Origin of the sequence: Streptomyces sp. NPDC088762, assembly GCF_044750905.1 — a bacterium.
Lineage (GTDB): Bacteria > Actinomycetota > Actinomycetes > Streptomycetales > Streptomycetaceae > Streptomyces.
This window is the reverse complement of sequence record NZ_JBIVKT010000010.1, coordinates 33,020-59,592: the sequence shown is the minus strand read 5'-3', so window position 1 is coordinate 59,592 and position 26,573 is coordinate 33,020. Positions and strand designations below refer to the sequence as shown.

At 70.5% G+C, this 26,573-nt stretch carries 26 protein-coding genes and 1 tRNA gene; 11 read left to right on the top strand and 16 right to left on the bottom strand.

The genetic code is table 11. The features are described 5' to 3' along the window. Window positions 1-51: 51 nt before the first annotated feature. Window positions 52-633: a TMEM165/GDT1 family protein gene (locus ACIP5M_RS22230; RefSeq protein WP_401199574.1), complete on the bottom strand. Its 582-nt coding sequence runs from the start codon at window positions 631-633 to the stop codon at window positions 52-54. A 509-nt stretch (window positions 634-1,142) separates the two neighbouring features. Here ACIP5M_RS22230 and ACIP5M_RS22225 point away from each other — a divergent pair. From ACIP5M_RS22225 to ACIP5M_RS22210, 4 genes are all read left to right on the top strand, one after another. Continuing rightward, complete coding sequence (locus tag ACIP5M_RS22225) at window positions 1,143-1,796, top strand: HNH endonuclease family protein (RefSeq protein WP_401199572.1); 654 nt, start codon at window positions 1,143-1,145, stop codon at window positions 1,794-1,796. A gap of 128 nt (window positions 1,797-1,924) precedes the next feature. Next, window positions 1,925-3,586 carry an alkaline phosphatase D family protein gene (locus ACIP5M_RS22220; RefSeq protein ID WP_401199570.1) on the top strand — a complete coding sequence of 554 codons (1,662 nt, stop codon included), beginning with the start codon at window positions 1,925-1,927 and terminating at the stop codon, window positions 3,584-3,586. Between the two features lie 1,089 nt (window positions 3,587-4,675). Continuing rightward, window positions 4,676-5,302, top strand: coding sequence for a DedA family protein (locus ACIP5M_RS22215; RefSeq protein ID WP_401199568.1), 627 nt, complete (start codon window positions 4,676-4,678; stop codon window positions 5,300-5,302). 502 nt (window positions 5,303-5,804) lie between these two features. Beyond that, window positions 5,805-6,323, top strand: coding sequence for a hypothetical protein (locus tag ACIP5M_RS22210; protein ID WP_401199566.1), 519 nt, complete (start codon window positions 5,805-5,807; stop codon window positions 6,321-6,323). A gap of 260 nt (window positions 6,324-6,583) precedes the next feature. Here ACIP5M_RS22210 and ACIP5M_RS22205 read toward each other — a convergent pair whose 3' ends face one another. Further along, window positions 6,584-6,811, bottom strand: coding sequence for a DUF2277 domain-containing protein (locus ACIP5M_RS22205; RefSeq protein ID WP_401199564.1), 228 nt, complete (start codon window positions 6,809-6,811; stop codon window positions 6,584-6,586). A 15-nt stretch (window positions 6,812-6,826) separates the two neighbouring features. Continuing rightward, window positions 6,827-7,489, bottom strand: a complete 663-nt coding sequence (locus ACIP5M_RS22200; protein WP_401199562.1) for a hypothetical protein — start codon at window positions 7,487-7,489, stop codon at window positions 6,827-6,829. Window positions 7,490-7,794: 305 nt separating this feature from the next. On the opposite strand from ACIP5M_RS22200, the gene ACIP5M_RS22195 reads away from it, so the two are divergent. Beyond that, window positions 7,795-8,070: a hypothetical protein gene (locus ACIP5M_RS22195; RefSeq protein WP_401199560.1), complete on the top strand. Its 276-nt coding sequence runs from the start codon at window positions 7,795-7,797 to the stop codon at window positions 8,068-8,070. Between the two features lie 457 nt (window positions 8,071-8,527). Here the strand turns inward: ACIP5M_RS22195 and ACIP5M_RS22190 are convergent, their stop codons facing one another. Next, window positions 8,528-9,589, bottom strand: coding sequence for an HNH endonuclease (locus tag ACIP5M_RS22190; RefSeq protein ID WP_401199558.1), 1,062 nt, complete (start codon window positions 9,587-9,589; stop codon window positions 8,528-8,530). 178 nt (window positions 9,590-9,767) lie between these two features. On the opposite strand from ACIP5M_RS22190, the gene ACIP5M_RS22185 reads away from it, so the two are divergent. Next, entirely contained in the window at window positions 9,768-10,361 is a 594-nt protein-coding gene (locus ACIP5M_RS22185) for a hypothetical protein (RefSeq protein WP_401199556.1), read from the top strand. 618 nt (window positions 10,362-10,979) lie between these two features. Here the strand turns inward: ACIP5M_RS22185 and ACIP5M_RS22180 are convergent. Beyond that, window positions 10,980-11,582, bottom strand: coding sequence for a hypothetical protein (locus ACIP5M_RS22180; protein WP_401199555.1), 603 nt, complete (start codon window positions 11,580-11,582; stop codon window positions 10,980-10,982). 684 nt (window positions 11,583-12,266) lie between these two features. Between ACIP5M_RS22180 and ACIP5M_RS22175 the strand changes: the two genes are divergently transcribed. Next, window positions 12,267-12,428, top strand: a complete 162-nt coding sequence (locus tag ACIP5M_RS22175) for a hypothetical protein (RefSeq protein ID WP_401199553.1) — start codon at window positions 12,267-12,269, stop codon at window positions 12,426-12,428. 383 nt (window positions 12,429-12,811) lie between these two features. Here the strand turns inward: ACIP5M_RS22175 and ACIP5M_RS22170 are convergent. Next, window positions 12,812-12,886: transfer RNA gene (locus ACIP5M_RS22170), tRNA-Val, on the bottom strand. Window positions 12,887-12,991: 105 nt separating this feature from the next. Here ACIP5M_RS22170 and ACIP5M_RS22165 point away from each other — a divergent pair. From ACIP5M_RS22165 to ACIP5M_RS22155, 3 genes are all read left to right on the top strand, one after another. Beyond that, window positions 12,992-14,236 carry a hypothetical protein gene (locus tag ACIP5M_RS22165; RefSeq protein ID WP_401199551.1) on the top strand — a complete coding sequence of 415 codons (1,245 nt, stop codon included), beginning with the start codon at window positions 12,992-12,994 and terminating at the stop codon, window positions 14,234-14,236. Between the two features lie 286 nt (window positions 14,237-14,522). After that, entirely contained in the window at window positions 14,523-15,071 is a 549-nt protein-coding gene (locus ACIP5M_RS22160) for a DUF4383 domain-containing protein (RefSeq protein WP_401199969.1), read from the top strand. Window positions 15,072-15,166: 95 nt separating this feature from the next. Next, window positions 15,167-15,385 carry a zinc ribbon domain-containing protein gene (locus tag ACIP5M_RS22155; protein ID WP_401199549.1) on the top strand — a complete coding sequence of 73 codons (219 nt, stop codon included), beginning with the start codon at window positions 15,167-15,169 and terminating at the stop codon, window positions 15,383-15,385. Between the two features lie 78 nt (window positions 15,386-15,463). Here ACIP5M_RS22155 and ACIP5M_RS22150 read toward each other — a convergent pair whose 3' ends face one another. The 4 genes from ACIP5M_RS22150 to ACIP5M_RS22135 all read right to left on the bottom strand — a co-directional run bounded on the left by ACIP5M_RS22150 (window position 15,464) and on the right by ACIP5M_RS22135 (window position 20,723). Then, a complete protein-coding gene (locus ACIP5M_RS22150) occupies window positions 15,464-16,123 on the bottom strand; it encodes an O-methyltransferase (RefSeq protein WP_401199547.1) in 660 nt (219 codons plus the stop codon). Continuing rightward, the gene (locus tag ACIP5M_RS22145) at window positions 16,120-16,950 is read right to left on the bottom strand and encodes an HAD family hydrolase (RefSeq protein ID WP_401199546.1); all 831 of its coding nucleotides are present in this window, start codon (window positions 16,948-16,950) and stop codon (window positions 16,120-16,122) included. Before ACIP5M_RS22145 ends, ACIP5M_RS22150 begins: the two co-directional genes overlap by 4 nt. Next, window positions 16,947-19,439 carry a phosphoribosyltransferase gene (locus ACIP5M_RS22140; RefSeq protein WP_401199545.1) on the bottom strand — a complete coding sequence of 831 codons (2,493 nt, stop codon included), beginning with the start codon at window positions 19,437-19,439 and terminating at the stop codon, window positions 16,947-16,949. The genes ACIP5M_RS22145 and ACIP5M_RS22140 overlap by 4 nt, the downstream gene beginning before the upstream one ends. Before the next feature lie 108 nt (window positions 19,440-19,547). Beyond that, window positions 19,548-20,723 carry an HpcH/HpaI aldolase/citrate lyase family protein gene (locus tag ACIP5M_RS22135; RefSeq protein ID WP_401199543.1) on the bottom strand — a complete coding sequence of 392 codons (1,176 nt, stop codon included), beginning with the start codon at window positions 20,721-20,723 and terminating at the stop codon, window positions 19,548-19,550. A 194-nt stretch (window positions 20,724-20,917) separates the two neighbouring features. On the opposite strand from ACIP5M_RS22135, the gene ACIP5M_RS22130 reads away from it, so the two are divergent. Beyond that, window positions 20,918-21,673 carry a TerD family protein gene (locus ACIP5M_RS22130; RefSeq protein WP_401199967.1) on the top strand — a complete coding sequence of 252 codons (756 nt, stop codon included), beginning with the start codon at window positions 20,918-20,920 and terminating at the stop codon, window positions 21,671-21,673. A gap of 104 nt (window positions 21,674-21,777) precedes the next feature. Here the strand turns inward: ACIP5M_RS22130 and ACIP5M_RS22125 are convergent, their stop codons facing one another. From ACIP5M_RS22125 to ACIP5M_RS22100, 6 genes are all read right to left on the bottom strand, one after another. Continuing rightward, entirely contained in the window at window positions 21,778-22,518 is a 741-nt protein-coding gene (locus ACIP5M_RS22125) for a Tellurium resistance (RefSeq protein ID WP_401199541.1), read from the bottom strand. Between the two features lie 114 nt (window positions 22,519-22,632). After that, a complete protein-coding gene (locus ACIP5M_RS22120; protein WP_401199539.1) occupies window positions 22,633-23,772 on the bottom strand; it encodes a DUF475 domain-containing protein in 1,140 nt (379 codons plus the stop codon). Between the two features lie 25 nt (window positions 23,773-23,797). Continuing rightward, on the bottom strand, window positions 23,798-24,373 hold the full coding sequence (locus ACIP5M_RS22115; protein ID WP_215013771.1) for a TerD family protein: 576 nt from the start codon (window positions 24,371-24,373) through the stop codon (window positions 23,798-23,800). A 182-nt stretch (window positions 24,374-24,555) separates the two neighbouring features. Beyond that, window positions 24,556-25,131 carry a TerD family protein gene (locus tag ACIP5M_RS22110; protein WP_030160471.1) on the bottom strand — a complete coding sequence of 192 codons (576 nt, stop codon included), beginning with the start codon at window positions 25,129-25,131 and terminating at the stop codon, window positions 24,556-24,558. Window positions 25,132-25,283: 152 nt separating this feature from the next. Further along, the gene (locus ACIP5M_RS22105; protein ID WP_401199537.1) at window positions 25,284-25,742 is read right to left on the bottom strand and encodes a peroxiredoxin; all 459 of its coding nucleotides are present in this window, start codon (window positions 25,740-25,742) and stop codon (window positions 25,284-25,286) included. A gap of 162 nt (window positions 25,743-25,904) precedes the next feature. Then, complete coding sequence (locus ACIP5M_RS22100) at window positions 25,905-26,330, bottom strand: DUF3052 domain-containing protein (protein ID WP_401199535.1); 426 nt, start codon at window positions 26,328-26,330, stop codon at window positions 25,905-25,907. Window positions 26,331-26,573: the final 243 nt, after the last annotated feature.

Sequence of the window (26,573 nt, the reverse complement as noted above, 5' to 3'; positions counted from 1 at the left end):
CCGAGCCGCTCCGCGGCGGACGCCTCCGCCCCGCCGGGGCATCCGTGCAGGTCAGCCCGCGATCGCCTCGTACAGCGAGAAGACGGCCAGCGCCGCCATGACCGCGGCCGCCACCTTCGTGATCAGCCGCAGCGGTACGTACTTCATCAGCGTGCGGCCGCCCAGGATGCCGATGCCCGCGACCGCCCACAGCGCGAGCACGGCGCCGACGCCGACGGAGAGGGGGTCGTCGTAGCGCGCGGCGAGGTTGGCGGTCATGATCTGGGTCAGGTCGCCGAACTCGGCCGCCAGGATCAGCATGAAGCCGGCCCCGGAGACCTTCCAGAAGGACTGGTCGGCGGGCGGCTCGATCTCCTCCTCCCCGTCGCTCTTCTTCAGAAGCAGCACGGCCGCGCCCGCGAGGAAGAGGACGCCGACGACGGCCTGGACGAGCCGGTGCGGGAGCAGGGTCAGCACGCTGCCCGCGGCGATGGCGAGCGCGACGTGCACGGCGAAGGCGGCGGCGACGCCGGCGAAGACGTACGAGGCGCGGTAGCGGGTGCCGAGCATCAGGCCGGCGAGGGCCGTCTTGTCGGGGAGTTCGGCGAGGAAGACGACGCCGAAGGCGAGCGCCGTGACGCTGAAGCTGAACACGGGGGTGAACCTCGATCGGTCGGGCAGGGCGCCATCGGACCGAGAGACCTGGGGTGTATCAGGGGTCGCTTCGGCTCGGCGGCGCCCCGGCTGGCGTATGCGCACATGAACGCGCCTACGCCTGGACAGGACACTGCGGCCGAAGGTCTCGCTGGCCGGCCGCTTCCGCGGCCTGCCTCCGGGCGCCGGCTGGGGTGACCCAGCAGTATGTCGACGGTCCGGCGAAGAGCTACTCCCCTTCTGCTCCGCCCAGGGTACGGGACGTCGACGGGTGCCCGGAACGGGCCTTTGGTCCCGTACGGCCCTCCGGGCTGCCGCCCGCCCCGCCCCTCGACGCCGACGGAATCGCAACTTCCGTTTGGAGGGGGATGGTTGGCGGGGGTTGATGTGACGTGCTCATGTCGCCACGCTGTCACCTGGCGCCCATCCCTGCGACACCCGGCGCCGCCACCATGGCCGCGGCCCGCCCGGGTCCGTACGGCCTTCCCCCCGCATCCAGGGAGCCCCTCATGGCACTCATATCCAGCATCTACGCGCGTCGAATCGGGGTGCTCGCCTCCGCCGCCGCGCTCGCCGCCCTCACCTCCCTCGTCAGCGCCCCGACCGCCCAGGCCTCCCCTCCCACCCCCATCAGCGCCGCGGCCGCCCGCTCCTACCTGGCGACGGTGACCCCGAAGGCGGAAGGCTCCACCAGCGGCTACAGCCGCGCCCTCTTCCCGCACTGGAGCACCGTCTCCGGCACCTGCAACACCCGCGAGACCGTCCTCAAGCGGGACGGCGTGAACGTCGTCCAGGACTCCGCCTGCGCCGCCGTGAGCGGCAGCTGGTACTCCGAATACGACGGCGCCACCTGGACCGCCGCCTCCGACCTCGACATCGACCACGTCGTCCCGCTCGCCGAGGCCTGGCGCTCGGGCGCGAACTCCTGGACCACCTCCAAGCGCGGGCAGTTCGCCAACGACCTCACCCGCCCGCAGCTCATCGCGGTCACCGACAACGTCAACCAGGCCAAGGGCGACCTCGACCCCGGCAAGTGGCTGCCGCCGCGGACCGCCTACCGCTGCACGTACGCGCGGATGTGGGTCCAGGTGAAGCAGTACTGGGCGCTGAGCATGGACTCGGGTGAGAAGGCGGCCCTGGTCGACGTCCTCAACGGCTGCTGACGGCTGCTGACCGCTGCTGACTGCAGGTCGTCGGCGCAAGTTGTCGATCTCTCCCCCGCCAGGGGGAGGCGAGGCTCCCCCTCCCCGTCGTACCGTGATCGAAGGGGCTTTGGAGGAGGGGGAGTTGCATGGCCGGATTGCGTCTGGGTCCACTGCTGCGCCATGTCGACTGGGACACGGGCGGTTCCGCGACGATATGGGTCGAGGCGGACCGCCCGTGCACGGCCGAGGTGCGGTGCGCCGACGGGGCGGGTGGCAGCGAGCGGACCTTCCAGATAGCCGGCCACCACTACGCGCTGGTACCGGTGACCGGCCTGACACCGGGGTCGTCCACGGCGTACGAGGTGCTGCTCGACGGCGTGCGGGTGTGGCCGCTGCCCGACAGCCGCTTCCCGCCGAGCACGATCACCACCCCGGCCGTGTCGGGCCCCGGCCGGCCCGGCCCCGAGCTGCGCATCACCTTCGGCTCCTGCCGGCAGGCCGCGCCGCCCGCCACCGGCCGGCGCGGGCCGCACGGCGCGGACGCGCTCGACACCCTCGCGGCGCGGCTGGCCGCCGACCCGGAAGCGGTGCGCCCGGACCTCCTGCTGCTGCTCGGGGACCAGGTCTACGCCGACGCGCTGTCCCCCGAGACCCGGCGCTGGCTGGCGGCCCGGCGGGATCTGCGGGAGGCGCCCGGCGCCCAGGTCGCGGACTACGAGGAGTACACCCGTCTCTACTACGAATCCTGGCTCGACCCGGAGATCCGCTGGCTGCTGTCGACCGTGCCGAGCCTGCAGATATTCGACGACCACGACGTCATCGACGACTGGAACACGAGCGCGGCCTGGCTGGAGGAGATGCGGGCGACCCCGTGGTGGCGGGAGCGGGTGCTCAGCGGGCTGATGTCGTACTGGGTGTACCAGCACCTCGGGAACCTCTCCCCCGCCGAACTCGCGGCCGACGGGCTCTACGGGGCGATACGGAATACCCCGGACGGCACCGATCTGCTGCGCGCCTTCGCCTCCGCTGCCGATGCCGATCCGGGCACGGTGCGCTGGAGCTACCGGCGCGACTTCGGCCGCACCCGGCTGCTGATGGTGGACACCCGGGCGGCGCGGGTGCTCGCCGAGCACGACCGCGCCATGCTCGACCCGGCGGAGCAGCAGTGGCTGCGCGACAACGCGTTGGCCCAGCACGGCGGTTACGACCACCTGCTGATCGGTTCCTCCCTGCCATGGCTGATGCCGCCGCTGATCCACGACGCGGAGACGTGGAACGCCGCGCTGTGCCGGGGCGAGCGGGGGCCGCGGTGGGCACGGATCGCGGAGGACCTGCGGCGGCGCAGCGATCTGGAGCACTGGGCGGCGTTCCCGGCCTCGTTCGCGGCGCTGACCGACCTGATCGAGGAGGTGGGCACGGGACCCCGGGCACCGGCGACGGTGTGCGTCCTGTCGGGGGACGTGCACCACGCGTACGTGGCCGAGCCCCTGATACCCAGCACGGCGCGCGTGTTCCAGCTGACGTGCTCGCCGGTGCACAACTCCATTCACACCGCGGTGAAACTGGGCTTCCGCCTGGGCTGGTCCCGCACGGGCCGGTGGCTGGGCCGCGCCTTCACCCGCCACGGCCGCACGGGCCGCCCGCCCGTGAGCTGGCGCCGCACGGGCGGCCCGTGGTTCGGCAACCAGTTGATGACCCTGACCCTCACGGGCCGCTCGGCCCACCTCCGCCTGGACCAGGCCCGCAAGAAGCGCAAGCAAGCCCACCTGACCCCGGTCCTGAACCGAAACCTCACACCCCCGCAGTAACGGACCCCAGGACGCACACGCGGCCCCGGCCGGGATGCCTTGGGCCCAGGCGGGGGCGGTGCCGAACCCACGGCCGGGGCGCTTCCAACCCACGGCGGGGGGTTCGGACTCCAGGCCCGGGCCATTGCGGCCCCAGGCCCAGGCGGTTCGGGCTCCACGCCCGGGCGGTTCCGGCTCCCGCGCCGGGGAGTGTTCCGGGCCCCAGGCCCGGCGGCTCCGGGCCCCACGCCGGGCGGTTCCGGGCCCCACGCTGGCGGTTGCGTCACCAGCGCCGACACGGCCACGGCGGACCGCCCCGCGCAGCAGCAGGGGTTCCGGCATTGATCGGCGGTTCGGTTCTATACGGGAGGAGGGGCCCGCGCGGGCCCACCGGACCAAGGACACCACGAACGAAGTTCGGACACGGGCCAAACGGATCGGGCAGAGGCCGAAGGAGACTCCAGCACCGGCAGGCGGATCGGGCAAAGGCCGAAGAAGATCCCGGCACCGCTCAGGCGGGGCCAAGTCGACCCGCACATGGCGTAGGAGGTGGCGTTACCGGCCGGAGCAAGGTTCGGCCGCCCGGGCCGGACCACCCCGACACTGGTCGGTCGAGCGCTGGCGCAGGCAGTCCCGTACGAGACGAGGGGAGGGATCCGCCACCAGGCCCAGTATCGATGGAATCCGACCGCTGACCGGGCAAATCCCACCCGCAGCCCGGTGCCTCCGACGCGCGCGCGGGGCCAAAACCGGCACATCGCCGGATCGACTCCACCGCCAGGTCGGCCAGCCCATCGGCGCGCCACCTGTCGAATCCCCCACGACGCCAGACGAGTCGGGCGGGGGCCCAGACGGCGCTTCCCAGGGCAGACGGTTCCGGCCGCCCCCTACCCCGGCGCCCCGGCCCCTACCCGCTTCTCCGGCCTTGTCGCCCCGATACACGGCCCAGCGCGCGAACCTGACACACCGGGGGATGCGGGTACCGCCCCGGGCATCCGGGGTACGGGCGCCGGGCGTACGCTGTATGGCTGTCAAGCCGCTCCTGCCGCTCCCCCGCGACGTCGCGGCGCTTCATGCCGCAGCACGTGAACCGGACTGGGGAGTCCCGCCTTGTTTGAGACTCTGGGGTCGCTGACCGCGAGCCCATGGATCTACGCCGTGGTGGCGGTGTCCGTCGTGCTCGACGTCTTCCTCCCGGTGCTGCCGAGCGGGGTCCTGGTGATCACTGCCGCCGCGGCCGCCGCGGCCGCAGGGGCGGCGGGTCCCGTGCCGGTGCCCGAGCAGGTACCGGACATCCTGGCCCTGCTCGTCATCGCCACGACCGCTTCGGTACTGGGTGACATGGCCGCGTACCGGCTGGCGCGGCGCGGCGGTGCCCGGCTGGACCGGGCCATCGCCCGCTCCCGTCGGCTGACGCGGGCCCACGAACGCCTGGGCACGGCCCTGGCCCGCGGCGGCGGCGCCCTGGTGGTCATCGCCCGCTTCGCCCCGGCCGGCCGCTCGGTGGTCTCCCTGGGCGCGGGCAAGACCCACCGTAAGGTGGCGGAGTTCCTGCCCTGGTCGGTGCTGGCGGGCATGGCCTGGGCGGGCTACAGCGTGGCCCTCGGCTACTTCGGTACCCAATGGCTCGGCACCCAGTGGCTCGGCACGGCCCTCTCCATCGTGGCCCTGTTCGCGGCTGGCGCCCTGGCAGCCTTCGTAGTCCGCCGCCCCCCGTCCCCGACGCCGGCGGCATAACGCCTCCACCGGGACCCCACCTGGCCGACTTGCAGGGACAGGCCGGGTACGGCGTCCAGTACCCGGGGACGATACGCAAGGGGTGGCCGCCCGCGCCGGACCGGCGGACCCGACCCCCAGCGCCACCAACGGCGTCCCCAAGCCAGGCAGGGCCCAGGCACGCACCCGAACCCCTGCCCATGCCCAGGGGCGGCCGGAACGGCAGACGGACCTCCCCGCTCGGCAAGCCGAGAGCCGCACCCCGCCCACCCGGCACTCCCCTACCCAGCGGGCCCGGTCCACCCCACGGCAGCCGGCGGGACGGGCCGCGGGCCGAGGCGTTCGCGCCCGCGCCCCCAAGCGGAATCGATTCAGCCGGGCGGAGCAGTGGCTCACCCGTTCACCCGGCCCCGATCGCCGCTGCCGGGCTGGGCTCTTAGCGTCACAGAACGGTGCGCATCCGAATCCGCGTCACATCCGTGCCCTGGCCGCGCCGTTTCGAGGAGCCCGAGGAGTTCTCTCCATGCCCGCCAAGCAGCCCGCCAAGACCCTCGCCAAACCGCCCGTCACCTCGCGCCGCCTGGTGGCGGTCGCCGCCGCGACCCTCGTCATCGCGGCCGCCTCTCCCGCCACCCTCGCCCACGCCCGCGCCTCCGCCACCGTCTCCCCCGGCATCGTCGCCCCCGGCGGCCGGGTCAGCCTCAACATCGCGGGCTGCGGCACCAGGACCGGTCGCGCCACCTCCACCGCCTTCGGCGACGTACGGCTCAACCCCGGCAGCCCGGCGGCCACCAACCTCATCGGCAGCGCCACCGTGTTCGGCAACGCCAGCCCCGGCGCCCACCGCGTCACCTTCGAGTGCGGAGGCCCGGGCGGTGAGAGCGTCGTGGTCTCGCTCCAGGTCACCCCGGGCGCCGCGCGCGGCGGCACCGGCGGCAGTATCGACTCGATGAGCAAGGCTCAGATCGCCGTGGGCGGCGCCCTGGTCGCGAGTGCGCTAGGCGCCGGAGTGTGGGTGATCCGCCGCCGCACGGCCGGCTGACCCCACCGTCCCACCCCGCGGAGTGGCGGTTCACCGCACCCGAACGTGCGGCTGCTGCCGCGCCGCCCGACCGGCCCGCCCCGCCCGGGGGGGGACGGACCTCCCCTCCCCGGATCGACGGTAGGCATACAACACAACCGGGCACTCGAACGCGCCCTGCGCAACGTGCACGCCCACCTCTACGCCGGGCACGGAACGGCAAGCCGTTCCCCGGCGGAGGACGCCATACAGGCAGCCGGCAACGTAGCGCCCCGCCACCGTCACACGGTCGCGGCGGCCTGCCCCCGTACGACCATTCCGTCGAGGAGCAGCCGGGTGGCCTCGGCGACGGCGTCGACGGCCTCCTCGAACACCTCGCGGTTGTGCGCGGCGGGCGCCCGGAACCCGGACACCTTCCGTACGTATTGCAGGGCTGCGGCGCGGATCTCCTCCTCGGTGGCCTTCTCGGGGATGGCGGGCGGGCGCAGGGTCTTAATGGAGCGGCACATACCTCCACTATCCCGCTAGCGCGGCAGCTCGGCCCCGGAAAGTCTGAGGATCAGGGCGGCCTGCAGCCGCGCGCGCAGCTCCGGGTCCCCGACCTCCTCCAGCAGCCCGATGGCCTGCTGGGTGGATTCGGCGGCCCGCCGGTCGTCACGCAGTGAGGTGGTCTGGTTGGCCATGTGCCTGAGCGCGATGTCGGCCCGCCGGTGGAAGAGCTGCCCGACCAGGGCCGTGACCAGCCCCACCGAGCTCGTCACGATGCCGAGATACAGCTCCCCGCCGGCCTCGGCCTTCCACACGGCCAGTCCGATCCCGAAGAGCAGAATCGCCGTCCCGATTCCCGCGAAGCACTGGCTGGTGACGAAGCTGCTGCGCGCCTGGGTGAGCCCGTAGGCGTAGTACTCGACGAGGAGGGGCGTGAAGTCGTCGCGCCGGTCACCGAGCTGCGGCGTAGCCTCCGCGGGTCGCCGGATCCCGCCGACGTCGTCGAACTTAGGCGCCCCCACCTCGGCAGGCGACTCGGCGGTGGAGGCAGACCTCGCGAGCTGCGCGAACAGCCGGTCCCGCTCCTCCGCCCGCTTCTTCTCGAACCCAAAGCCCACCGCGCGCGGGACCACCACCAACACCATCGAGGCGGCGACCACCGCCACGACCACCCCACCCCACGCGAGCCACTCCCCCATCCCCCGACGATCCCACGCCCCGCCCTCCCGGCATAGGCCCCGCAACCGTCAGGCAGGCGACAGGCCAGGAAAGCACCTCCTCAATGCTCAACGATCACTCCGCCCCCGCGGCGAGCAAGTAGACCTCCACCCCAAGCCCGCGGCCATGAGCTGACCAGCTCAGACTCCTCGAGAACGGGTCAGCTGCACGGGTTGACGCCGCCCAAACCATGATCCTATTGTCCGCCTTGCGTATGGCTGCAGCCAACGCCAATGAAGCCGACCGGCTCTGGTGAATGCCGAAATCCGAGTAAGTGAGGGTAGTCGTGGGGGTACTGCTCTCCTATCTGGTTCTTTTCCTTATTGCATGCGGTTTGATGGCGCTGCAGATTGTCGGCCTATTCCTGCTCACACTGAGCCTCACTCTGCTTATCCGACGCTTCGCCATTACACTCAAGCGGCGACCCGATGGGCACTTCCCGAAAGCGAAGTCAGTGGCACCATACGTGCTGGGCGGCATCGGCATTTTCTTGCTGACATCCGCTTCTACAGCGCTCTTCATCGGAAAGAAGTCAGGCATTTTAGAAACCTGGGCGATATAATCCGAAGGTTGTCGAAGCTAATATCGGTCGGCTGCGGGCGCGGTGGTTGCTGCACCTTCGTGCTGGACATCACCAGTTTGGAAGATCGCATGTCCACCCACCCCGCGAACGGCCAAGCCTCTGACCTGCAAGGCCGCCGTCTTCGCCGACCTGCGCATCCGGAACGGGCCCGGCCGCACCTGCGGAGTTGATCGCGTCGTGCTTGTTCGGGATTTCGTAGACGACCTCGCACGGGGACAGCGATGTCCGCAGTCACCACAGGACGCTCTTGGTCACTTCACACATGATCGGGGGGCCTTCGGCTGGTGCGCGCAGACGGTTTCGAACTGCTGACATCTGTGTTGTAAGTGCACCCGACGCCGACTGGGCACCATGGCAGCCCTGGCTATGGCTGCCGCCCTGAGTCCTCCGGAGCGCCCTCTGTGTGCCCACGTTGATGTCAGCAGTGGATGTCAGATCACGGGTTCGGCATCTGCTCGTCAGCCGCCCTGCGTGGCCGTGCAATGGCTTCCGCGGCGCGCCTGTCAGCTGCATGCTTTCGCTCGATGGATGCCCGCAGTTCCTCAGGGGTCGGCCACGGTGCACGCCGATGGATCATGCGGTGACAGTTGGCACATATGAGGGCGAGATCGCTGAGCCTGGTCCGCCCCTCGCCCGCTTCGTGCAACGGCACGACGTGATGGCACTCGATGTACCCAGCACCGCGGTCGCCGTAGACCTGCTCGAAGTCGAACCCACAGGCCTCACACGCCAGCCGACCACCGCGCTGAACCACAGAAGCGATCTTCTTCTTCCGCAGGCTCTTTTTCCGCTCGCGGGCCTGGTGCCGGCGCATGAGGAGCCGCCCCTCAGGAGCGCTGTAGTCGTCGAACTCCTCGTCCTCGGTCGGCGCAAGGTTCTGCAGCTCGCCGGTCGCGATGCCCTGCCGGATGAGCCGAGCGACCTCGGTCATCTCGTCGGGCCGGGCAAGGAACTCCGTCAGCACCGCAACGTCGAGGGCCCCGCCATTTGTGGGCTTGCCCTGGTACTCCGGATGCCGCGTGGCGATGTCGAACGTCTTGCGCGCCACTCCATTCGGGTTGCGGAACTTCTCGTTGCGCTCCGCATCGGCGTGGATGGGAAGCAGCTGGAGCAGGCCTGACAGCTCGACCACCCTGCCATCCTGAGCGTCCAGCCCCTTCCAGGCGTTCTCCATCACGAGCTGACAGGCAAGGATGATCTCGTCCCGGGCCCAGTCAGGGTTCTTCACGGCTTTGACCTGGAAACCTGCCCGCTTCAGCCACGCCGCGGCGTGCTCCTTGCCTCCGCTGAACTCATCGGGTCTGAGGGCTCGCCCCTGATCCCACTGGTGCGCCACGCCGGCTATGGCTTTGGAGTCGTACTCCCGCCCGTCGTGCACCACAACGTACGAGCGGGCCTCGGCGAAACCGTACCTCGCCAGGAACTCATCCCGCCCCAACTGGTCGTACTCCGCAATGGCCTTGAGTACGGACTCCGGTGTGATCGCTCCTCTACGCATGGCGGCAGCGTACGGCCCACCGCTGACGGTCACCTGCCGCCCGACGCAAGCAAGGCCGGGCGCCGTGCGCCTCGTCATGCGCCGTATGCCCTCTTGCGCGGCTCGCTCCCAGCCTGCACGGTTTCGTTCAATGCTGCTCGGCACTCAGGTGCCACGGGGGGGGGAAGGGCGGTAGACCATGGCAACCGTGACGGGGTGGGCCGAGAAGACCTTCGGCGACGCCGCAGGCCCGTTGGCCGAACTGATCCCCGCCAGCCTGGTTCGAGCCCATGCCCGAGCCCGTAGCGGCCACGAGGGAGTACAGACCCAGACGCTGGAGGCATACGGACACGGCTTGTACGCCGCACAGTACGAGGAACTGGAAGTGGGCCTCGCCTCACTCCCCGCGGCCACGCCTGTGCGCTTACAGGGACGAACCCTCATAATCCTTCGCGACCATGTGATCTATCCGCTCCGCTACGCGAAGAAGGACGTCCCCGTCACGGCGGCGCGACTGCGACGCGCCACAGGCTTACGAGCCGACCTGATACGCCGGCACGGCCCCGAGCCCATGCAACAAGCCTTCGACCTGGGCCTCGACGAGTTTGACGACCAAGAACCCCATCCCGACCTCGCCCTGCTGTCAGAGGACGTCAAGCTCGTGCTCGTCGCCTACGCCTGCTCCATGACTCAGGGCGTCATGCGCATCGGATGGGGCTCCGCCGAACTGCGCCGCGAGGACCGCTACCTCATCTGGCATCACCACGAGCCACTTCACGCGCCATCACGGTAAGAAGCACCCCGTCTTGCCTGACCGCTACCCCTGAGCACGAATTAGGCATTAGACCCCCTGACCTCCACTGGCCGGGCAATAGATGTCAGAGGCCCCCAACCGGGATCGGTTGGGGGCCTTCGGCGCTGGTGGGCGCGGACGGTTTCGAACCGCCGACAACCGCGGCTGACTGCTCGAGCTGGCACGGATGTGGCACGGGCCGTGCGCCGACACCTGCCTTGTATGCTCGCCCAACGGCTACCACTGACGGGCCGGCCCCAGGGTGCGGCGCCTCTCCCGACCCCTCGTGAGTGCCACGTGCCACCCACGTTGATGTCAGCTACGGATGTCAGCGGTCGGTCATCACCAAGACCACTTCTCTCTCCGAAGCGCCTGCTTCTTCGCCTTGGCTTCCGCCTCCTCGGGGCCTGCCGCCCAGTGGGCTGTTCACTCGCCCTGATGCAGGTGGCACTGGCCGCTACCTACGATGGCCAGCCTCTTGCACCGACCACCGCCCTTCTTCGAAGCCCCACACCTCGGCTGCAGCGGGGCACACGGCTCCGGAGGCCCCGTGCGTCTCCTGTTTCCCCTGGGGGGCCCCGCGGGGACAGAAGCGCTGGCGCACTGAACGGGCAGCTGTCAGGGAGTGGGTTCCGCCGAGCCTCCTGATACTGACGCATTGGGGGTGCACCCGGGTGCACCGAGAGCAGTCATCTTCTCGACGAACTCCGCTTCATGCTCGTCGATGTATACGAGCTCAGGCTTCGCCACCTCTGGCGTGCGTTCGGTAATTGCCCTGCCAGCGATGCCCAGGGCGCTGCCGATCTCGCCTCCGATGTCCAGAGCTTCGTTGATCTGCTTCGCCTGCGCAGGCGGCTGCTCGATGTCTCGCAGGGTGCCGATGTAGAGCCGCATCGCGTTTCCCGCGTCTTCAAACTTGCCTCCGGCGTCTGCGATGGCCTGTGGGTCTGCGGGGAGCCCTGCCTTGTCGTCCTCCAGCAGCTTTGCGATGGCCCTGCGAGCATCAGCCCATTTGGTGACCACCGGCCCGGCTTGCCTTTCACACGCTGAGCTGGCCTTGACGCGCCAGTCAGCCATGTCGATGGGGGGATCTGGGGGCGGTCTGAATGCAAAATAGAGGCCGATGATGCCGGCAATCGCCCCGAGGGTGCCGAGCCACCAACCGACGTGCTCCTTAAGGCGGCTGCCGAGGCTCCGCGGGGATGCATTCTCTGGGTCCACGACACCTGCCTCCAGCGCTCCAGGGTTGAGGACACCATCTCCCCGCCCTCGTCGCTCGGCGCGGCTAAGGTGGGCGGCTCGACGCGGCAGACAGACGCAGCCAGCCCCTGTACACCGACGTCCGGAGGCTGTGGTGGGCGCTCAGGCGGCTGCGGCTGACCCTGGCCCATTTGAGGTACGAGGGCGAGCTGCGGAGGGGCTATCGGCGTCCCGGAGACGACCCCGGGCGGATGCTGGTCAGGCACGGTGGGCGGGGACGTTTTCGAACCGCCGACATCTACTTTGTCAGCTCGCCCAGCCCTGACCCGTCACCCGTTCAGCCCAGGCCGCGACGCCTCTCCGCGACCGCCCGGCACTGTCGATGTTCACCCCCGTTGATGTCACCCATGGATGTCAGCCCAGCAGGCGGCGCCCCTGGTACCACTTCGAAGCGCCGCTTCGGCTTCCTTCTCTATCGGCTGCGCCGCCCGGCACTCTGCCGACGCCCCGACGCCTGGCATGCCCACAGATAGGCCTCGTGTGTAGCCACCGCCCCTATCCGGCGCACTGCTGGCCCCATCGCGCCCAATCCTTCGGCGCCGACCAGCACCATCCGTAAGGAATATTCAGGATGAAAGTAATGAATCGCGTATCACGTGAGGCAACATACCCACGCGATCACCAAGCGGATGCGAAGAAGCAGAAGTGACCCGCATGGTCGGCATTCTCGCCAAGGCACCCACGAGTGCAGCCGGCGTGCGTACCGTCGCCTTCCCGGGCTCGCTGGTGGAGAGCCTGGCCGCTCATCGCTACACGTACGCCGAGCCGGGCCGCACCGGGCTGGTCTTCACTGGGGCCGGGGGCTGACAGCTTCGCCGGAACGACTTCCGGCGCCTGTGGCTCCGGGCCCTGGAGACGACCGGCCTCGAAGACGTCACTTCCACCACCTGCGCCACACCGGGAACACTCTCGCCGCAACCGGCGGCGCCACGACCCGTGAGCTGGTGCCGCGGGTGGGGCAGTCCTCGGTGCGGGCCGCGCTGATCTACCAGCACCTGGTGAACGGGCGTGAGCACGCCATCGCCGCTCACGTCGACGAGCAGATCAGGAAGGTCCGGCCAGCCGGGCCTGAAGGTGAATGTGGCATGTATGTGGCACGACGCCCCTTCGTCGCCTCCCCGGCCGGGTACGAACAAGGCCCAGGCTTCCGGTTTAGTACCGGCGACCTGGGCCTTTGTCGTGCTGCTTACTGGTGGGCGCGGACGGTTTCGAACCGCCGACATCTGCTTTGTAAGAGCAGCGCTCTACCCCTGAGCTACGCACCCGTGGATGAGTGGACAGCCTACATGGCGGGCACACCCCCCACGCAAACCCGTTCCAGTGGGAGAGAATGGTCCGGGGCAAGGCGGACGCGGCACGGGAGAGGGATTGTGGCGACGGCATCCCGGCGTTGGTTCGGTGGGCGGGACGAGAGTCGGCGGGCGGGTGCGCAGGCGGCGAAGGATGCCGCCGCTGCGGCGTTCTACGAGCTGGACAGTGCGCAGCGGGATCTGCGGATCTCGATCGAGACCATCGCGGCCGCCGACGGTTCGCCCGCCGCGCGGCAGGCGGGCGAGGGGTTCGCCGCGCTGGGGCAGCGGATCGACCAGGTCAGCCACGTCTACATCGAGGCCGTCGACGCGCACGACCTGGACCGGCCCGAGCTGGAAGGCTCCGTGGCGGCGCGGGCCCGGGAGGAGCTGACGCGGGCGCGCGACGAGCTGGTGCGGGTCAAGGGGGAGCTGGACCGGTTCGCGCAGGGGATCCAGCCGCTGCTGGACAAGGCGGAGACCCAGCTCGCCCGGGTCGCGCCGGCCCGGGAGCGGGCGAAGGCGGCCCTGCTGGCGGCCAGTGACGCGCTGGATGCCGTACGGGCCAAGGGGATACGGGCCGACGACCTGGCGGCGCGGCTGGCCGCGCTGGGGCCGGAGCTGACCAAGCTGAACGAGGGCGCGGGCCGGCACGGAGTGCAGGAGACGGTCCAGCGCGCCGACCGGATCCTGCGGGACGCCGAGGCCGTACGGGCCGAGGTGGCGCGGCTGCCCGAGCGGGCCGCGGAGGTCGACCGGCGGCTGGTGAGCCTGCGGACCCGGGCGCAGGCGCTGCGCAACCGGGCGGACCGGGTGGAGCCGGTGCTCAGCGAGCTGCGCCGGCGGTTCAGCGCGGCGTGCTGGCAGGACCTGCAGCACGTCCCCGACGAGGCGGTACGGGACATCGCGCACGCGGAGGACCGCCTCCACGAGGCCACCCAGGCGCGCGAGGAGCAGCGCTGGGCCGATGTCGGGGGGCTGATCGATGCCGTACGGGCCTCCCTGGAGGCGACCGACGAGGCGGTGTCGGCGGCGCAGGACCGGCTGACGCGGCTGGAGGCGGTGGCGCGGAACCCGCAGGCGGAGGTGGACCGGACCCGGTTCGCGATCCGGGACGCCCAGCGGCTGGCGATGGCGGGCCGCAGCGTGCCCGATCCGCGGCACGCACGGCCGCTGGACGAGGCGGTGGCCCGGGTGGACCGGGCGCTGGCGGGGCTGGAGGGCCGGCATCCGGACTACTGGGCGTTCCTGCTGGAGATGCAGGACGTACGGGCAGCCGTGAACCGGGTGGTCAACGGGATCCGGGCCGAGCGCGGCCAGGGCTGACCCGCGCAGAGTTGTCCGGTGGGGTCCGGCGGCGGATGCTGGAGGTTCCGGGAACGGAGCAGAGGAGGGCGGTATGGCTGCCCACACATTCCACCGGCCTCGCACGACCCGCGCCCGCACACGGGCCGACGCCCGCGTCCGCGCGCGGAACGAGCCACCGCGCGAGCCCACGCGTGAGTCCTACGCGCCCCATGCGCTGTACGGGTGCCACGAGCCGCACGAGTCCTACGCGCCGTACGTGCCCCATGAGCCGAACGTACGGAACGAGCCCCCGGCCCCCCACCAGCTGCTGCAGCGCGTGCTGCATCCGGTCAACGCCCGGCTGAACGAGCACCTGCCCGCCGATCACAAGCTCAGCAAGGTCTACCGGGTCGGCGCCGGCCTGACCGGGCTGCTGCTGGTCGCCTTCGGCATCCTGGGGCTCATCGACCGGATCGGGTTCTTCGACACCGGCGGGGACACGGTGCTCGCCCTGAACACCAACGGCGCGCTGAGCGTCCTGTCGATCTGCATCGGGGGACTGCTGTTCGCCGGGATGCTGATCGGCGGAACATTCGCCTCCACCCTGAACATCGCACTCGGGCTGGCGTTCATCCTGAGCGGCTTCGTCAACCTCGCCCTGCTGGACAGCGGTTTCAACTTCCTGGCCTTCCACATCCAGAACGTCCTGTTCAGCTTCGTCGTCGGCGTGATGCTGATGTGGTTCGGGATGTACGGGCGGGTGGGCAGCGCGCTGCCGCACGACAACCCGTACTGGCGCGCCCGCCACCCGGAGCAGGCGGCCCGGGAGCAGCGGGTGGGGCGTGCCGCGTACGGACGCCCTCAGCAGCCGTAGCCGGAGGCAGCCGTAGCCGGAGGCGGCCATAGCCATAGCCCGTAGCCGGAGCCGTAGCCGTAGCCCGAGAAGAGGACACCGCCTAACCTTGGCGCATGCCTCGATACGAATACCGCTGCCGGACCTGCGACGACACCTTTGAGGTCAGCCGGCCCATGGCCGAGTCGTCCGCGCCCGCCGACTGCCCCGCCGGGCACGCCGACACCGTCAAGCTGCTCTCCGCCGTCGCCGTCGGCGGGACCAGCAGCGCCCCCGCGCCCGCTCGGGCCATGGGCGGCGGGGGCGGCTGCTGCGGCGGTGGCGGCTGCGGCTGAGCCCCGAGGCCGCATCCGAGGCCGAGCCCGCCCCAAGGCCGAAGAGGCCGAGCCCCGAGGCGGAGCCCCGCGGCCGGGCTAGCGCCTGCGCGAGAGCGTGATGCCGTCCGAGATCGCCAGCAGGACCGAGTCCATGCGGGGATCCGCCGACACGTGGTCGTTGAAGGCGCGGACGCCCGCCGCGGAGCCGGTGGCCGACTCGTCGAGGACCGTGCCGTGGTACAGCGTGTTGTCCGTGACGATCAGGCCGCCCGGACGCAGCCTCGGCACGAGCTCCTCCCAGTACGCGATCTGGTTCTCCTTGTCGGCGTCGATGTAGGCCATGTCGATGTGCGGTTCGGCCGGCATCGCCCGCAGGGTCTGCAGGGCCGGCGCGATGCGCAGCTCGATGCGGTCCGCGACGCCCGCCGCCTCCCAGGCCTCACGGCCGTACGCCGTCCACTCCTCCGAGACGTCGCAGGCGATCAGGCGCCCGCCGTCCGGGAGGGCCTGGGCCATGGAGAGCGTGGAGAAGCCGGTGAACGTGCCGATCTCCACGATGTGGCGCGCGCCCGTCAGCCGGACCAGGAAGGCCAGCAGCGGCCCCTGCTCCTCCGCCGACTGCATCCCGGCGACGTCCGGGAACCGGGCGTACGTCGTCTCCACCAGCCCCCGCTGGATCTCGTCCAGCGGGGGGTTGTGGTCGAGCATGTACCGGTAGAGCTCGTCCGTGATCTTGGTGCTGTTGCCCTTGGTCATGCGCCCAGTCTGCCCAGTCGCTCCGCCTCGCGGGTGAACGCGCGGACCATTTCCTCGCCGGCGAGGACGCCCGCCGTGGCCAGGGCCGTCACCGAGGGCGCCGTCCACCCCGCGTCGGCCAGTTCTCCGTGCCCGGGGCGCCATCCCGCGTCCGCCGCCAGCAGCAGGTCCGCGTCGAGGAGGGAGTCGCCGGCGGCGAGGGTCGCGGTCGCTCCCGTACGGCGGGCCACCTCGCGCATCGCCGCGCTCTTGGTGAGCGGGCGCGGCACCGCGTAGACCTTCCGGCCCTGGAGGGAGACGGTCCAGCCGCGGCTCTCGGCCCACTCCGTCAGCGACTTGAGCCATGCGTCGGGGACCAGGGCCCGCTCGACGACGAGGTACGCGAAGAGGTCCTCGGCCACCCGCGCCTTGCGCAGCCACGCCGGGTCCGCGGTCGCCAGCAGGTGGCCGTGCACCTCCTCCAGGGGGGCGCACTCCTGCGCCAGGCGGGCCGCGACCTGCCGCCGCCAGTCCCGGTCGGGCACCCCGTCGACGAGCAGCTGGCCGCCGTTGGCGCAGATCGCGTACCGGGCCGGACGGCCGGGGAAGCGGATGCGCTGGTACTGCTTGCGCGTGCGCGTCGTCGTCGGAACGAACACGACCGACGGGTCCGCCGTCAGCTCCGCCAGCAGTCCCGCCGCCGTCTCGGTCATGTAGGACAGCGGCTTGCTCTCGTGGACCTCGACGCACAGCAGCCGCGGGGCCACCGGGTCGGGCATCGTCAGGCCGAGGGCCGCCGTCGAGTAGATGAGCGTACGGTCGAGATCACTGGCTACCAGGACAGTCACTTCGAGGCCACAGCCTTTCCGTCGGCGCCGGTGGCGCCGCGTGTGAATCGCGGGTGGATGAGTCCGACGCAGGTGTACGGCAGTCCGTCGACCTCCTCCACCGGGACCCCGCGCTGCTCGGCGAGCAGCCGTACGTGGTCCAGATCGGCTCCCGCGCCACGCTGCGCGAGGATCTTCCACGGCACCCGGCGCAGCAGCACCCGGGTGGTCTCGCCGACCCCGGGCTTGACGAGGTTCACGTCGTGGATGCCGTACTCCTCACTGATCCGCTCGACCGCCGCCCAGCCCTCCCACGTCGGCGTGCGGTCGGCCGCGAGCAGCTCCTTGACCTCCTCGCCGACGGCGTCGGCCACCTCGTCGAAGTGGGCGGCCACGGTGTCGACGAAGGCGACGGAGACATCGGCCCCGGCGAGCTCGCGGTAGAACTTCGCGCCGTGGAAGTCGGCGGGACCGACCAGGTCGGACCTCAGCACCGTACGGGAGACGAGTCCGGAGACGGTGGAGTTGAGGCAGGCGGAGGGGATCAGGAAGTCCTCGCGGGTGCCGTACGTCTCCACGCACGAGCCGGGGTCGGCGAGGACGACGATCTCGGGGTTGAAGCCCTCGAACTCCGCGAGGGCGGCCTTCAGCTCGCGCGTGATGGCGCCCTTGCCGGTCCAGCCGTCGACGAACACGACGTCGGCCGGGTCGTGGTGGGCGGCCAGCCAGCGCAGGGCGTTGGCGTCGATGCCGCGGCCGCGCACGATGGAGACGGCGTAGTGCGGCAGGTCCAGCCCGTGGCGGGCGCGGGCCCAGCGGCGCATCAGCACGCCGACGGGGGTGCCGGCGCGGGCCAGCGACACGAGGACCGGGGAGGGGGAGCGCTCGGCGAGGACGGTCTCGGTGACGGTGCCGACCGCCCGGGCGATACGGGCGGCCGAGGCGGCCAGGGCGCTCTGGTAGAGCTCCTGGTACTGGGGCGACGGCTGGTACTCGACCGGCAGCGACTCGGCGTAGTGCGCGCCGCCCGCCTGGATGGCCTCCTCGCGCTCCTCGGTCGGGGCTTCCAGCTCGACGCCGGAGAAGTCCTGGAGCAGCCAGCCGACGTCTTCGGCGGCGTAGGAGGAGAACGCGGGGCCGCGCAGGGGCTCGGACATGATCGGCTCCTGCCGGTGAGGGGGTACGGAAGTCGGCACGTAGGACGGCACGCAGACCAGCAGCACGCGCCCGGTGTGCGGGGCGAGGGCCGCGAGCAGCCCGGTACGGAGTTCGGGGGTGTCCCCGGCCGAGTCGACGACGGCGACGACGGTGTCGAAGCCGGCGCCCGCGACGTTGTAGGCGTAGCGGTCGCCGGGGCCGTCCGCCGGGGTGTCGTGGGCGGGGAAGACGAGCCGGGTGCGGATGGCGTAGCCGGGGTCGTCGACGGCGAGCACGGGTGAGCGGGTGGTGGTGGAGAAGCGGACCTCCCGGGCGGCGCCCGACTCCTCCAGCGCCTTCGCGAGGCGCAGCGGGGTGTACATCAGCTCTTCGTTACCGAGTACGAGGACCCGTCCTGGCCGTTCTCCCAGCGCGTCGGCGAGCCGGCCGGTCAGGGCGGGGAGCACCGCGTTCAGCGCTTCCCGGTGCGCGGCGGTGAAGCCGTGGCGGCCGCCGTCCGGAAGGCCCGCGGGCCAGGCGAGGGGGACGCGTTCCCAGGCGTCGGCGCCCCGGCCGGAGCCGTCCGGCCCCACAGGCGTGTGAGGCGCGGGCGCGGCGGCTTCGTACTCCTCCACCAGCGCCCGGCCCTTGGCCAGGACCCCCTCGGGGAGGGAGACCGTGCCCGAGGCCAGGGCTATCAGGTCGACACGGGCTCCCAGTTCGGCGGCGAAGGCCGTGAGGCGGTCGCGGTCGGACGGGGAGCGCATGTCAACGAGGGCGACGACCACGTAGTGCGCGCGGGGGTGGCGGGCGTGCAGGTCGCGGATGGTGTTCAGGACCGTGTTGCCGGTGGAGAACTCGTCGTCGACGAGGACCAGCGGGCCGGTGCCCGCCAGGAGTCCGGGGTCCTCCGGCAGCAGCAGGTGCGAGGTGGCGTGCGAGTGGGCCTCCTCGAAGCCGCCCGCCGGGGCGAGGCCCGCGACCGGGCGGCGGGTGGAGTGCAGGTAGGGGGCCGGGCCCAGGCCGTCGGCCACGCAGTGGCCCAGCCCGGTGGCGGTCTCGGCGTAGCCGAGGACGACCGCCGAGGCGGCGCCCTCGGGGCCGAGCAGCGCGCGGACGCGCTCCCCGAGCCCGTAGCCGGCGGCGTACACGGCCGCCGGGGACTGCGGGACGTGCTTGCCCAGCACCTGCGAGACCAGCAGGTGCGCCCGCTTGGGGTTGCGGCGCAGCGCCAGTCCGAGGAGTTCCGTCAGCCTCGGTCCCCCTGCCGCCGCTTCGGCGTCGTGCAGCCGGACCCCCAGCCGGTCCGCGACCCACGTTCCCGACCACACCGTGTCGATCGTCTTGCCTTCCCTCGTCATCATCCTCGTCATCGCCGTCGTCCTGGCCATCCGGCCGTCATCGGGCCGTCACCGTCACCGTCATCGGGGCCGTCTCCGTCATCGGGGCCGTCTCCGTCATCGGGGCCGTCTTCGGCCCGCTCACACCTGGAGCCCGGCCGTGAGCAGGTCGACGAAGCCGACCTCCTCCTTCGCCACGCCGAAGACCTCGGCGCGCAGCATGGTGCGCTCGGCCCAGGCCCGGTGGGGCTTCACCTCGTTCATCTTGTTCGTGTAGGCGGAACGCATCACTCCGCCGCCGCCCCGCTCCGGGCGCAGGATGTCCTGGGCGTCGCAGAACTCCTCGTGGGAGACCACCGACAGGGCGTGCACGGGCGTCACGTGCGCGGGGTGGATGCACGTCTTGCCGAGGAGCCCGTTGGCCCGGTCGAGTTCGATCTCGCGCAGCAGCCCGTCCAGGTCGTGCTCGATCAGCGCGGTGCGCAGTTCCTCCACGCCCTCCGCGAGGAAGGGGCTGCGGCGCAACTGGGGCTTGAAGAGTCGCTGCTGGCTGCGGAAGTACTCCCACACCGGGCCGGTGACCGTGAAGCCGGTGCCGTCGGCGCGGCTCAGGACGTTGACGACGTCCGCGATCACGCCGGCCACGATCTTGACGTCGTAGGCGGTCATGTCGGGGGTGCGGCGCAGTCCGTAGGCGGAGCAGAAGTCGGTCACGCCGAGCCGCAGGGCCAGCACCCGCTCGCGGTGGCTGTTGACGGTGCGGGAGATGCCGGCGAGGGTCTCGGCGCGGGTCTCGAGGTGGAGCAGGTCCGGGGTCTCCAGGACGGGCATGGCATACAGCCGGGCCAGCCCCGCGGCGGTCTCTGTCTCGGCCAGGGCGTCGAGGAAGGCGCTGCCGCTGCTCTCGTTGAACTTGGGCAGTACGAATCCGGCCAGCCGCCGCACGGAGCCGCCGAGGCGGCGCACCAGGTCCGGTATCTGCTCGGGGGTCCGGACGCGGATGAACAGCAGCGGGAGTTCGGCGGCGTCCGCGCCCTCGGCGTCGAGTTCGGCGAACTGCCGGACGAGGTTCTCCTCGGCTCCGGCGACGTCGCCGTCGCTGATCGAGTCCTCCAGGCAGAGGACCATCGAGACCACCCCGCGGTCGGCCTGCTTGCGGATGTCCCCGGCGAGCCGGGGGCGGGTGGCCGGGCTGTAGAGCGTGGCGCCGAGCGCCGCGGCGAGGATGCGGGCGGGTGAGGCACCGGTGAATTCCGCCGGTTCCTGGTGGAAGAGGTCCTTACGGACGGTGGGCGATATATGCCCAAAGTGACGCATGTGCTTCCCCCGTACTGCCTCGGCGGCCCAACTGGCGTGGCCGGTAATAGTACGTACGAACGTCGGTCAAGAGTTCCTCAAGCACATGAAGTTCGGGTAACCCTCTTGCACGATGCCCACCTCTCGCGTTCAGGACACAGCTCTACGGGGGGCCGCATTGTCCCGCTCCACCCCGGGAGGGCAGGATGACGGGCATGACGCACGCGATGCAGAAGGGCTCCAACATCCCGGTGACCGCCGTGGCGGTCCGGGCGGTGCTGCGCTGGACCGACGGCCCCGAGGTACCGGACGTGGACGCCTCCGCGCTGCTCGTGGGCCCGGACGGCCGGGTGCGTTCGGACGAGGACTTCGTCTTCTACAACCAGCCCCGGCACCCCTCGGGGGCCGTCTGGCGGCTCGGCAAGAAGCAGCTCGGCGATTCGATCACCGACGCCGTCCAGGCCGACCTGCGCTCGGTGACCCTGGCCGTGGACCGGATCCTGGTGGTCGCCTCCGCCGAGGACGTCCCCTTCCAGCGGGTCCGCGACCTGCGGATCCTGCTCTACGACGCCACCGCGGCCGGCGGCTCCGAACCGCTGGCCCATTTCGACGTGCGGCCCGAGACCGGCGCCGAGACGGCGCTGATCTGCGGGGAGCTGTACCGCCGGGGCGAGGGATGGAAGTTCCGCGCCCTCGGCGAGGGGTACTCCAACGGGCTGGTGGGCCTGGCGACCGACCACGGGATCTCGGTCGACGAGAGCGCCTCGGAGGCCCAGTCCGGCCCCGCGCAGACGCCCGGCGACGACCGGACGGCCGCCATGGCCCCGCCCGCGCCGTCCACGCAGGCCCCGCCGGCCGCCCCGCCCGCCTACGGCTACCCGCAGCCGGTCTCCCCGGCCCCGGTGCCCGCCCCGGGCGGCGACCCGTCCTTCCGGCTCCCGGTGCAGGGCCCGCAGTTCATCCGCCGCTGAGCCCCGCGGCCCCGCCCGCCGGACCGGCCCGAGCCCCCGGGCGGCCCGTGTCGGCTCGTGCCCGGCCCGCGCCGGCCCGGCCGGAGCGCTGCACCGGGCTCCGGTCAGGCCTTGGTGTTCTTGTAGCCCCGCCCCCACTGGAGCCCCCAGCCGTACAGCCGGTCCAGCTCGGCCTGGAACCCGTACACGAACTTCACCTCGCGCCGCACGATCAGCTCTCCCTTGACCTTCTCCAGGGAGACGACCGCGCACGAGCGGGCCTGCGGGGCCCGCTCGTCCAGCGGGATCTCGATCCGCGGTCCGGTGACGGGGTAGAGGGTGACCTGGGCGTGCGTCCGGTCAAAGGCCGGCGTCTGGTCGTAGATGTAGACGAAGACGAGCAGCCGCTTGATGTCGTCGGCGTGGTCGAGGTTGATGTAGACGGTCTCCCCCGACGGCGAGCCGAACCGGTCGTCGCCGCTGAGCTTGATGTACGGCGGATCGTTGAGGTCGCCGAGCAGGTTGCCCAGCGGCTGGACGACGCCCCGGGTGCCGTCCGTCAGCTCGTAGAGGCATCCGATGTCGAGGTCGACGTTGACCATGCCCTGGGTGTGCGCCTGCACCATGTCCGGCTTGAACAGCTTGAACGGATGCCGGAAGAGCCGGCCGCTCTGCCCGTGGTTCCCCCCGATGTCCGAGGTGCGCATGCGCCAGGACAGGTTGACCCGCAGATTGCCGTGGACCGCCCCCTGCTTGGTGAGTGACACCGTCGGATGTCGCCTGGTCAGCTCGATCGCGTTCGACGAGGCGCTGCCCGACTGGAACTGCACGGCACGGCTGCCCATGATGCCGTCGAAGAAGCCCATCCCTACCCCCCTGGTCCCCCTGCGTTCCCACGGAAAACACGGCGACGGCCGCGCGGTCCCGTGGATCCGCGCGGCCGCCCCTTCGTACTGAATGGTTCCGCAGTCAGGGCCGGGTCACACCCCGGCCTTGGCCTCCGCGGGCTCGTCGCCCTCCCCGCCCTCGGCTTCGATGCGCTTGTTGCGGCGCACCGAGGACCAGAAGGACCAGGCGATCAGGACGACGCCGACGAGGCCGGTGATGACCTCGTTGATCTCGTGCTGGATGGTGACGAGCAGGATCACGGCGAGCGCGCCGATGGCGTAGTGCGCGCCGTGCTCCAGGTAGACGTAGTCGTCGAGGGTGCCCTGGCGGACCAGGTAGACCGTCAGCGACCGGACGTACATGGCACCGATGCCGAGGCCGAGGGCCATGAGCACGATGTCGTTGGTGATGGCGAAGGCGCCGATGACCCCGTCGAAGGAGAAGGAGGCGTCGAGGACTTCGAGGTAGAGGAACATGAAGAAGGCGGCCTTGCCGGCCATGGCGACGGCCGAGACGGGCTTGCCGCTCTTCTTCGCCTCTTCCTCGGCCTCGTGCTCGGCCTCCTCCTCTTCCTCCAGCTTGTTCTCGAAGTAGCCGGAGAGGCCGCCGACGATCATGTAGGTGATCAGGCCGAGGATGCCGGAGATCAGAACGGTCTGCGCCTTGTCCACGTGGGCGCCGCCGTGCTGGTGGGCCTGGGTGGCGAAGGTCATCGAGGTGATGACCAGGATGATCAGCGCGATGCACGCGGACAGCATGTCGATCTTGCCGAGCTTTGCGAGCGGACGCTCCAGCCAGGCGAGCCACTTGATGTCGCGGTCCTCGAAGATGAAGTCGAGGAAGATCATCAGCAGGAACATGCCACCGAAGGCCGCGATGGCCGGGTGGGCGTCCGTGACCAGTTGCTTGTAATGGTCCTTCTCGGTCATCGCCAGCTGGACGGCCTCGATGGGCCCGATCTTGGCGCTGATCGCGACGATGACGACGGGGAAGACCAGTCGCATACCGAAGACTGCGATGAGCACGCCGACCGTGAGGAAGATCTTCTGCCAGAAGGCATTCATCTTCTTCAGGATTCCGGCGTTGACCACCGCATTGTCGAAGGACAGCGAGATCTCGAGGATGGACAGGATCGCCACGATTCCGAAAGCGGTCCACCCCCCGTAGAACACCGCTGCGACCAGACCGAGCGCAGTGACTGCGAACGACCAGCCGAAGGTTTTGAGAACCACTGGCACCCCATCGTCTTGTACGGCTTTACGAAACGTTGACCCCGAAGTCTAGAGCGATGCCCCGCAGGCCCGACGCGTACCCCTGCCCTACCGCACGGAACTTCCATTCACCCCCGTACCGGTAGACCTCGCCGAAGATCATCGCGGTCTCGCTGGAGGCGTCCTCGGAGAGGTCGTAGCGGGCCAGTTCCTGGCCGTCCGCCTGATTGACCACGCGGATGAAGGCATTGCTGACCTGGCCGAAGCTCTGCCGGCGGACGTCCGCCTCGTGGATCGAGACCGGGAAGACGATCTTGTCCACGCGCTCCGGGACCTTGGTGAGGTCGATGATGATCGACTCGTCGTCACCCTCGCCCTCACCGGTGAGGTTGTCCCCCGTGTGTTCGACGGATCCCTCGGGGCTCTTCAGGTTGTTGTAGAACACGAAGTACTCGTCCCCGAGGACCCGGCCGTCGCTGCACAGCAGCGCGCTGGCGTCGAGGTCGAAGTCTGCTCCCGTGGTCGAGCGCGCGTCCCATCCGAGCCCGATCAGAACCCGGGTGAGGTTCGGTGCGGCCTTGGAGAGGGAGACATTGCCCCCCTTGGCGAGTGTGACGCCCATGTTGTGGTCCTCCCCGGACGACGGTGTGGCGGTGGGTAAGGCCGGCAAGCCGGAAACAGCCGCGAGCCGCTGCGGCGGTACGACGGCTCTGCGGTACAGCGGGTACAGCGGGTACAGCCGTAAAGCCCGTCCGGCGCCGTACACACAGTGCACGGCGCCGGACGGGTGAACTGCTCTCGGGCTCAGACGTTGACGCCGAAGTCCTGCGCGATGCCGCGCAGGCCGGAGGCGTAACCCTGGCCGATGGCGCGGAACTTCCACTCCGCGCCGTTGCGGTACAGCTCGCCGAAGACCATGGCGGTCTCGGTCGAGGCGTCCTCGGAGAGGTCGTAGCGGGCGAGCTCGCTGTTGTCGGCCTGGTTCACGACGCGGATGTACGCGTTGCGGACCTGGCCGAAGCTCTGCTGGCGGCTCTCGGCCTCGTAGATCGAAACCGGGAAGACGATCTTGGCGACATCGGCCGGGACACCGGCGAGGTTCACCTTGATCGCCTCGTCGTCGCCCTCGCCCTCACCGGTGGTGTTGTCACCGGTGTGCTCGACCGAGCCGTCCGGGCTCTTCAGGTTGTTGAAGAAGACGAAGTTCGAGTCGTTGGCGACCTTGCCCTGGTCGTTGGTCAGGATCGCGCTGGCGTCGAGGTCGAAGTCGACACCGGTGGTGGTGCGAGCATCCCAGCCCAGACCGACGATGACCGCCGTCAGGTTAGGCGCGGCCTTGGTCAGCGAGACGTTGCCGCCCTTGCTGAGGCTGACTCCCACGGGTCCTCCATTGGGTTCTGTGTGGGGCGGGGCCCCGTCGTGCGTTTGCTACCGGATCAACGTTTCGATCCTAGTGACGGGTTCCCGCTTGTAGGCGGGTTTTCGCGGGGAACCGCGAGGACGACTCCCGGCGGCTCCCTGCGAGGGTGCCCTCAGAGGCTGTCGAGGGCCTTGATGTACTCGTTCAGGTCACGGGCGTCGGGCAGCCCGTTGACGACGGTCCAGCGCACCACGCCGTCCTTGTCGATGATGAAGGTGCCGCGAACCGCGCAGCCCTTGTCCTCGTCGAAGACCCCGTACGCGCGGGAGGTCTCCCCGTGCGGCCAGAAGTCCGACAGCAGCGGGTACTCCAGGCCCTCCTGCTCCCCGAAGACCCGCAGGGTCGGCACGGAGTCGTTGGAGACGGCCAGGAGCTGCACGTCGTCGTTCTGGAAGCGCGGCAGCTGGTCGCGCAGCTCGCACAGCTCGCCGGTGCAGACGCCGGTGAAGGCGAACGGGTAGAAGAGCAGCACGACGGCCTTCTCCCCCCGGAAGTCGGAGAGCCGCACGGTGGCGCCGTGGTTGTCCTTGAGTTCGAAGTCCGGGGCCTTTTCGCCGACCTCGATCGCCATGTGTCGCATCCCTTCGTTCCTGCTCGTCCGCGTTGGGCTGTTCGGGTGGTGCCCACCCTATGGCCACAGGGTCCGGCCTGTGGACCCGCAACGCACACACCCCGCCGACCGGGCCGGAACCTGGTGGGCGGGGCGTGTGTCCGCTTGGCTGCGGGCTGGGGATCAGCGCTTCTTGGCGGCCGTCTTGGGCGTCACCAGCTTGGTGGCGGCCCATTCCTTGCCGACGGGGGAGCCCTTGGCCAGCGAGAGGCCGGCGGTCTCTGCGGCTTCCTTGATGTCGCTGGCCTCGACGTAGCCGGGGCGGCCCGTCTTGGGGGTCAGCAGCAGGATCAGTGCGCCGTCCTCGATCAGCTCGGTGGCATCGACCAGTGCGTCCGCCAGATCGCCGTCGTCCTCTCGGAACCACAGCAGCACGGCGTCGGCGACGTCGTCGTAGTCTTCGTCGACGAGTTCGCCGACGAGCTGCTCAACGACGTCACGGAATTCCTGATCGACGTCGTCGTCGTAGCCGATCTCCTGGACCACCTGTTCGGACTGGAAACCCAGCCGGGCGGCCAGGTTCTCCGCGTGGTCCGCGGTCGCGCTCACGGGGTGCCTCCTGCTCATGTTCGGTGAATGTCTTCGGCGGCGCGCGTACGCGCAGCATTGGACGTAGTCCACACGGGCGCGGCGGATCGCGCAAGTACCCGGCCGCCGAGACCGTCGAAACGGTGACGATTGCGGCCGTCTCGCCGCAACTTTCAACCTTCCCGCGTACGTCTCTCGTGATCCATCCCACACCATTCCGGGCCATTCGGCATCGGTTGAGGACTTTCCCACCTGTTCGAGCGG

What these genes read in the sequence shown, in the direction of transcription:
- ACIP5M_RS22225 (WP_401199572.1), top strand. Translation starts at nt 1,143, where the DNA reads ATGGCACTCATATCCAGCATCTACGCGCGTCGAATCGGGGTGCTCGCC.
- ACIP5M_RS22220 (WP_401199570.1), top strand. Translation starts at nt 1,925, where the DNA reads ATGGCCGGATTGCGTCTGGGTCCACTGCTGCGCCATGTCGACTGGGAC.
- ACIP5M_RS22210 (WP_401199566.1), top strand. Translation starts at nt 5,805, where the DNA reads ATGCCCGCCAAGCAGCCCGCCAAGACCCTCGCCAAACCGCCCGTCACC.
- ACIP5M_RS22205 (WP_401199564.1), bottom strand. Translation starts at nt 6,811, where the DNA reads ATGTGCCGCTCCATTAAGACCCTGCGCCCGCCCGCCATCCCCGAGAAG.
- ACIP5M_RS22200 (WP_401199562.1), bottom strand. Translation starts at nt 7,489, where the DNA reads ATGGGGGAGTGGCTCGCGTGGGGTGGGGTGGTCGTGGCGGTGGTCGCC.
- ACIP5M_RS22190 (WP_401199558.1), bottom strand. Translation starts at nt 9,589, where the DNA reads ATGCGTAGAGGAGCGATCACACCGGAGTCCGTACTCAAGGCCATTGCG.
- ACIP5M_RS22185 (WP_401199556.1), top strand. Translation starts at nt 9,768, where the DNA reads ATGGCAACCGTGACGGGGTGGGCCGAGAAGACCTTCGGCGACGCCGCA.
- ACIP5M_RS22155 (WP_401199549.1), top strand. Translation starts at nt 15,167, where the DNA reads ATGCCTCGATACGAATACCGCTGCCGGACCTGCGACGACACCTTTGAG.
- ACIP5M_RS22150 (WP_401199547.1), bottom strand. Translation starts at nt 16,123, where the DNA reads ATGACCAAGGGCAACAGCACCAAGATCACGGACGAGCTCTACCGGTAC.
- ACIP5M_RS22140 (WP_401199545.1), bottom strand. Translation starts at nt 19,439, where the DNA reads ATGACGAGGATGATGACGAGGGAAGGCAAGACGATCGACACGGTGTGG.
- ACIP5M_RS22135 (WP_401199543.1), bottom strand. Translation starts at nt 20,723, where the DNA reads ATGCGTCACTTTGGGCATATATCGCCCACCGTCCGTAAGGACCTCTTC.
- ACIP5M_RS22130 (WP_401199967.1), top strand. Translation starts at nt 20,918, where the DNA reads ATGACGCACGCGATGCAGAAGGGCTCCAACATCCCGGTGACCGCCGTG.
- ACIP5M_RS22125 (WP_401199541.1), bottom strand. Translation starts at nt 22,518, where the DNA reads ATGGGCTTCTTCGACGGCATCATGGGCAGCCGTGCCGTGCAGTTCCAG.
- ACIP5M_RS22115 (WP_215013771.1), bottom strand. Translation starts at nt 24,373, where the DNA reads ATGGGCGTCACACTCGCCAAGGGGGGCAATGTCTCCCTCTCCAAGGCC.
- ACIP5M_RS22105 (WP_401199537.1), bottom strand. Translation starts at nt 25,742, where the DNA reads ATGGCGATCGAGGTCGGCGAAAAGGCCCCGGACTTCGAACTCAAGGAC.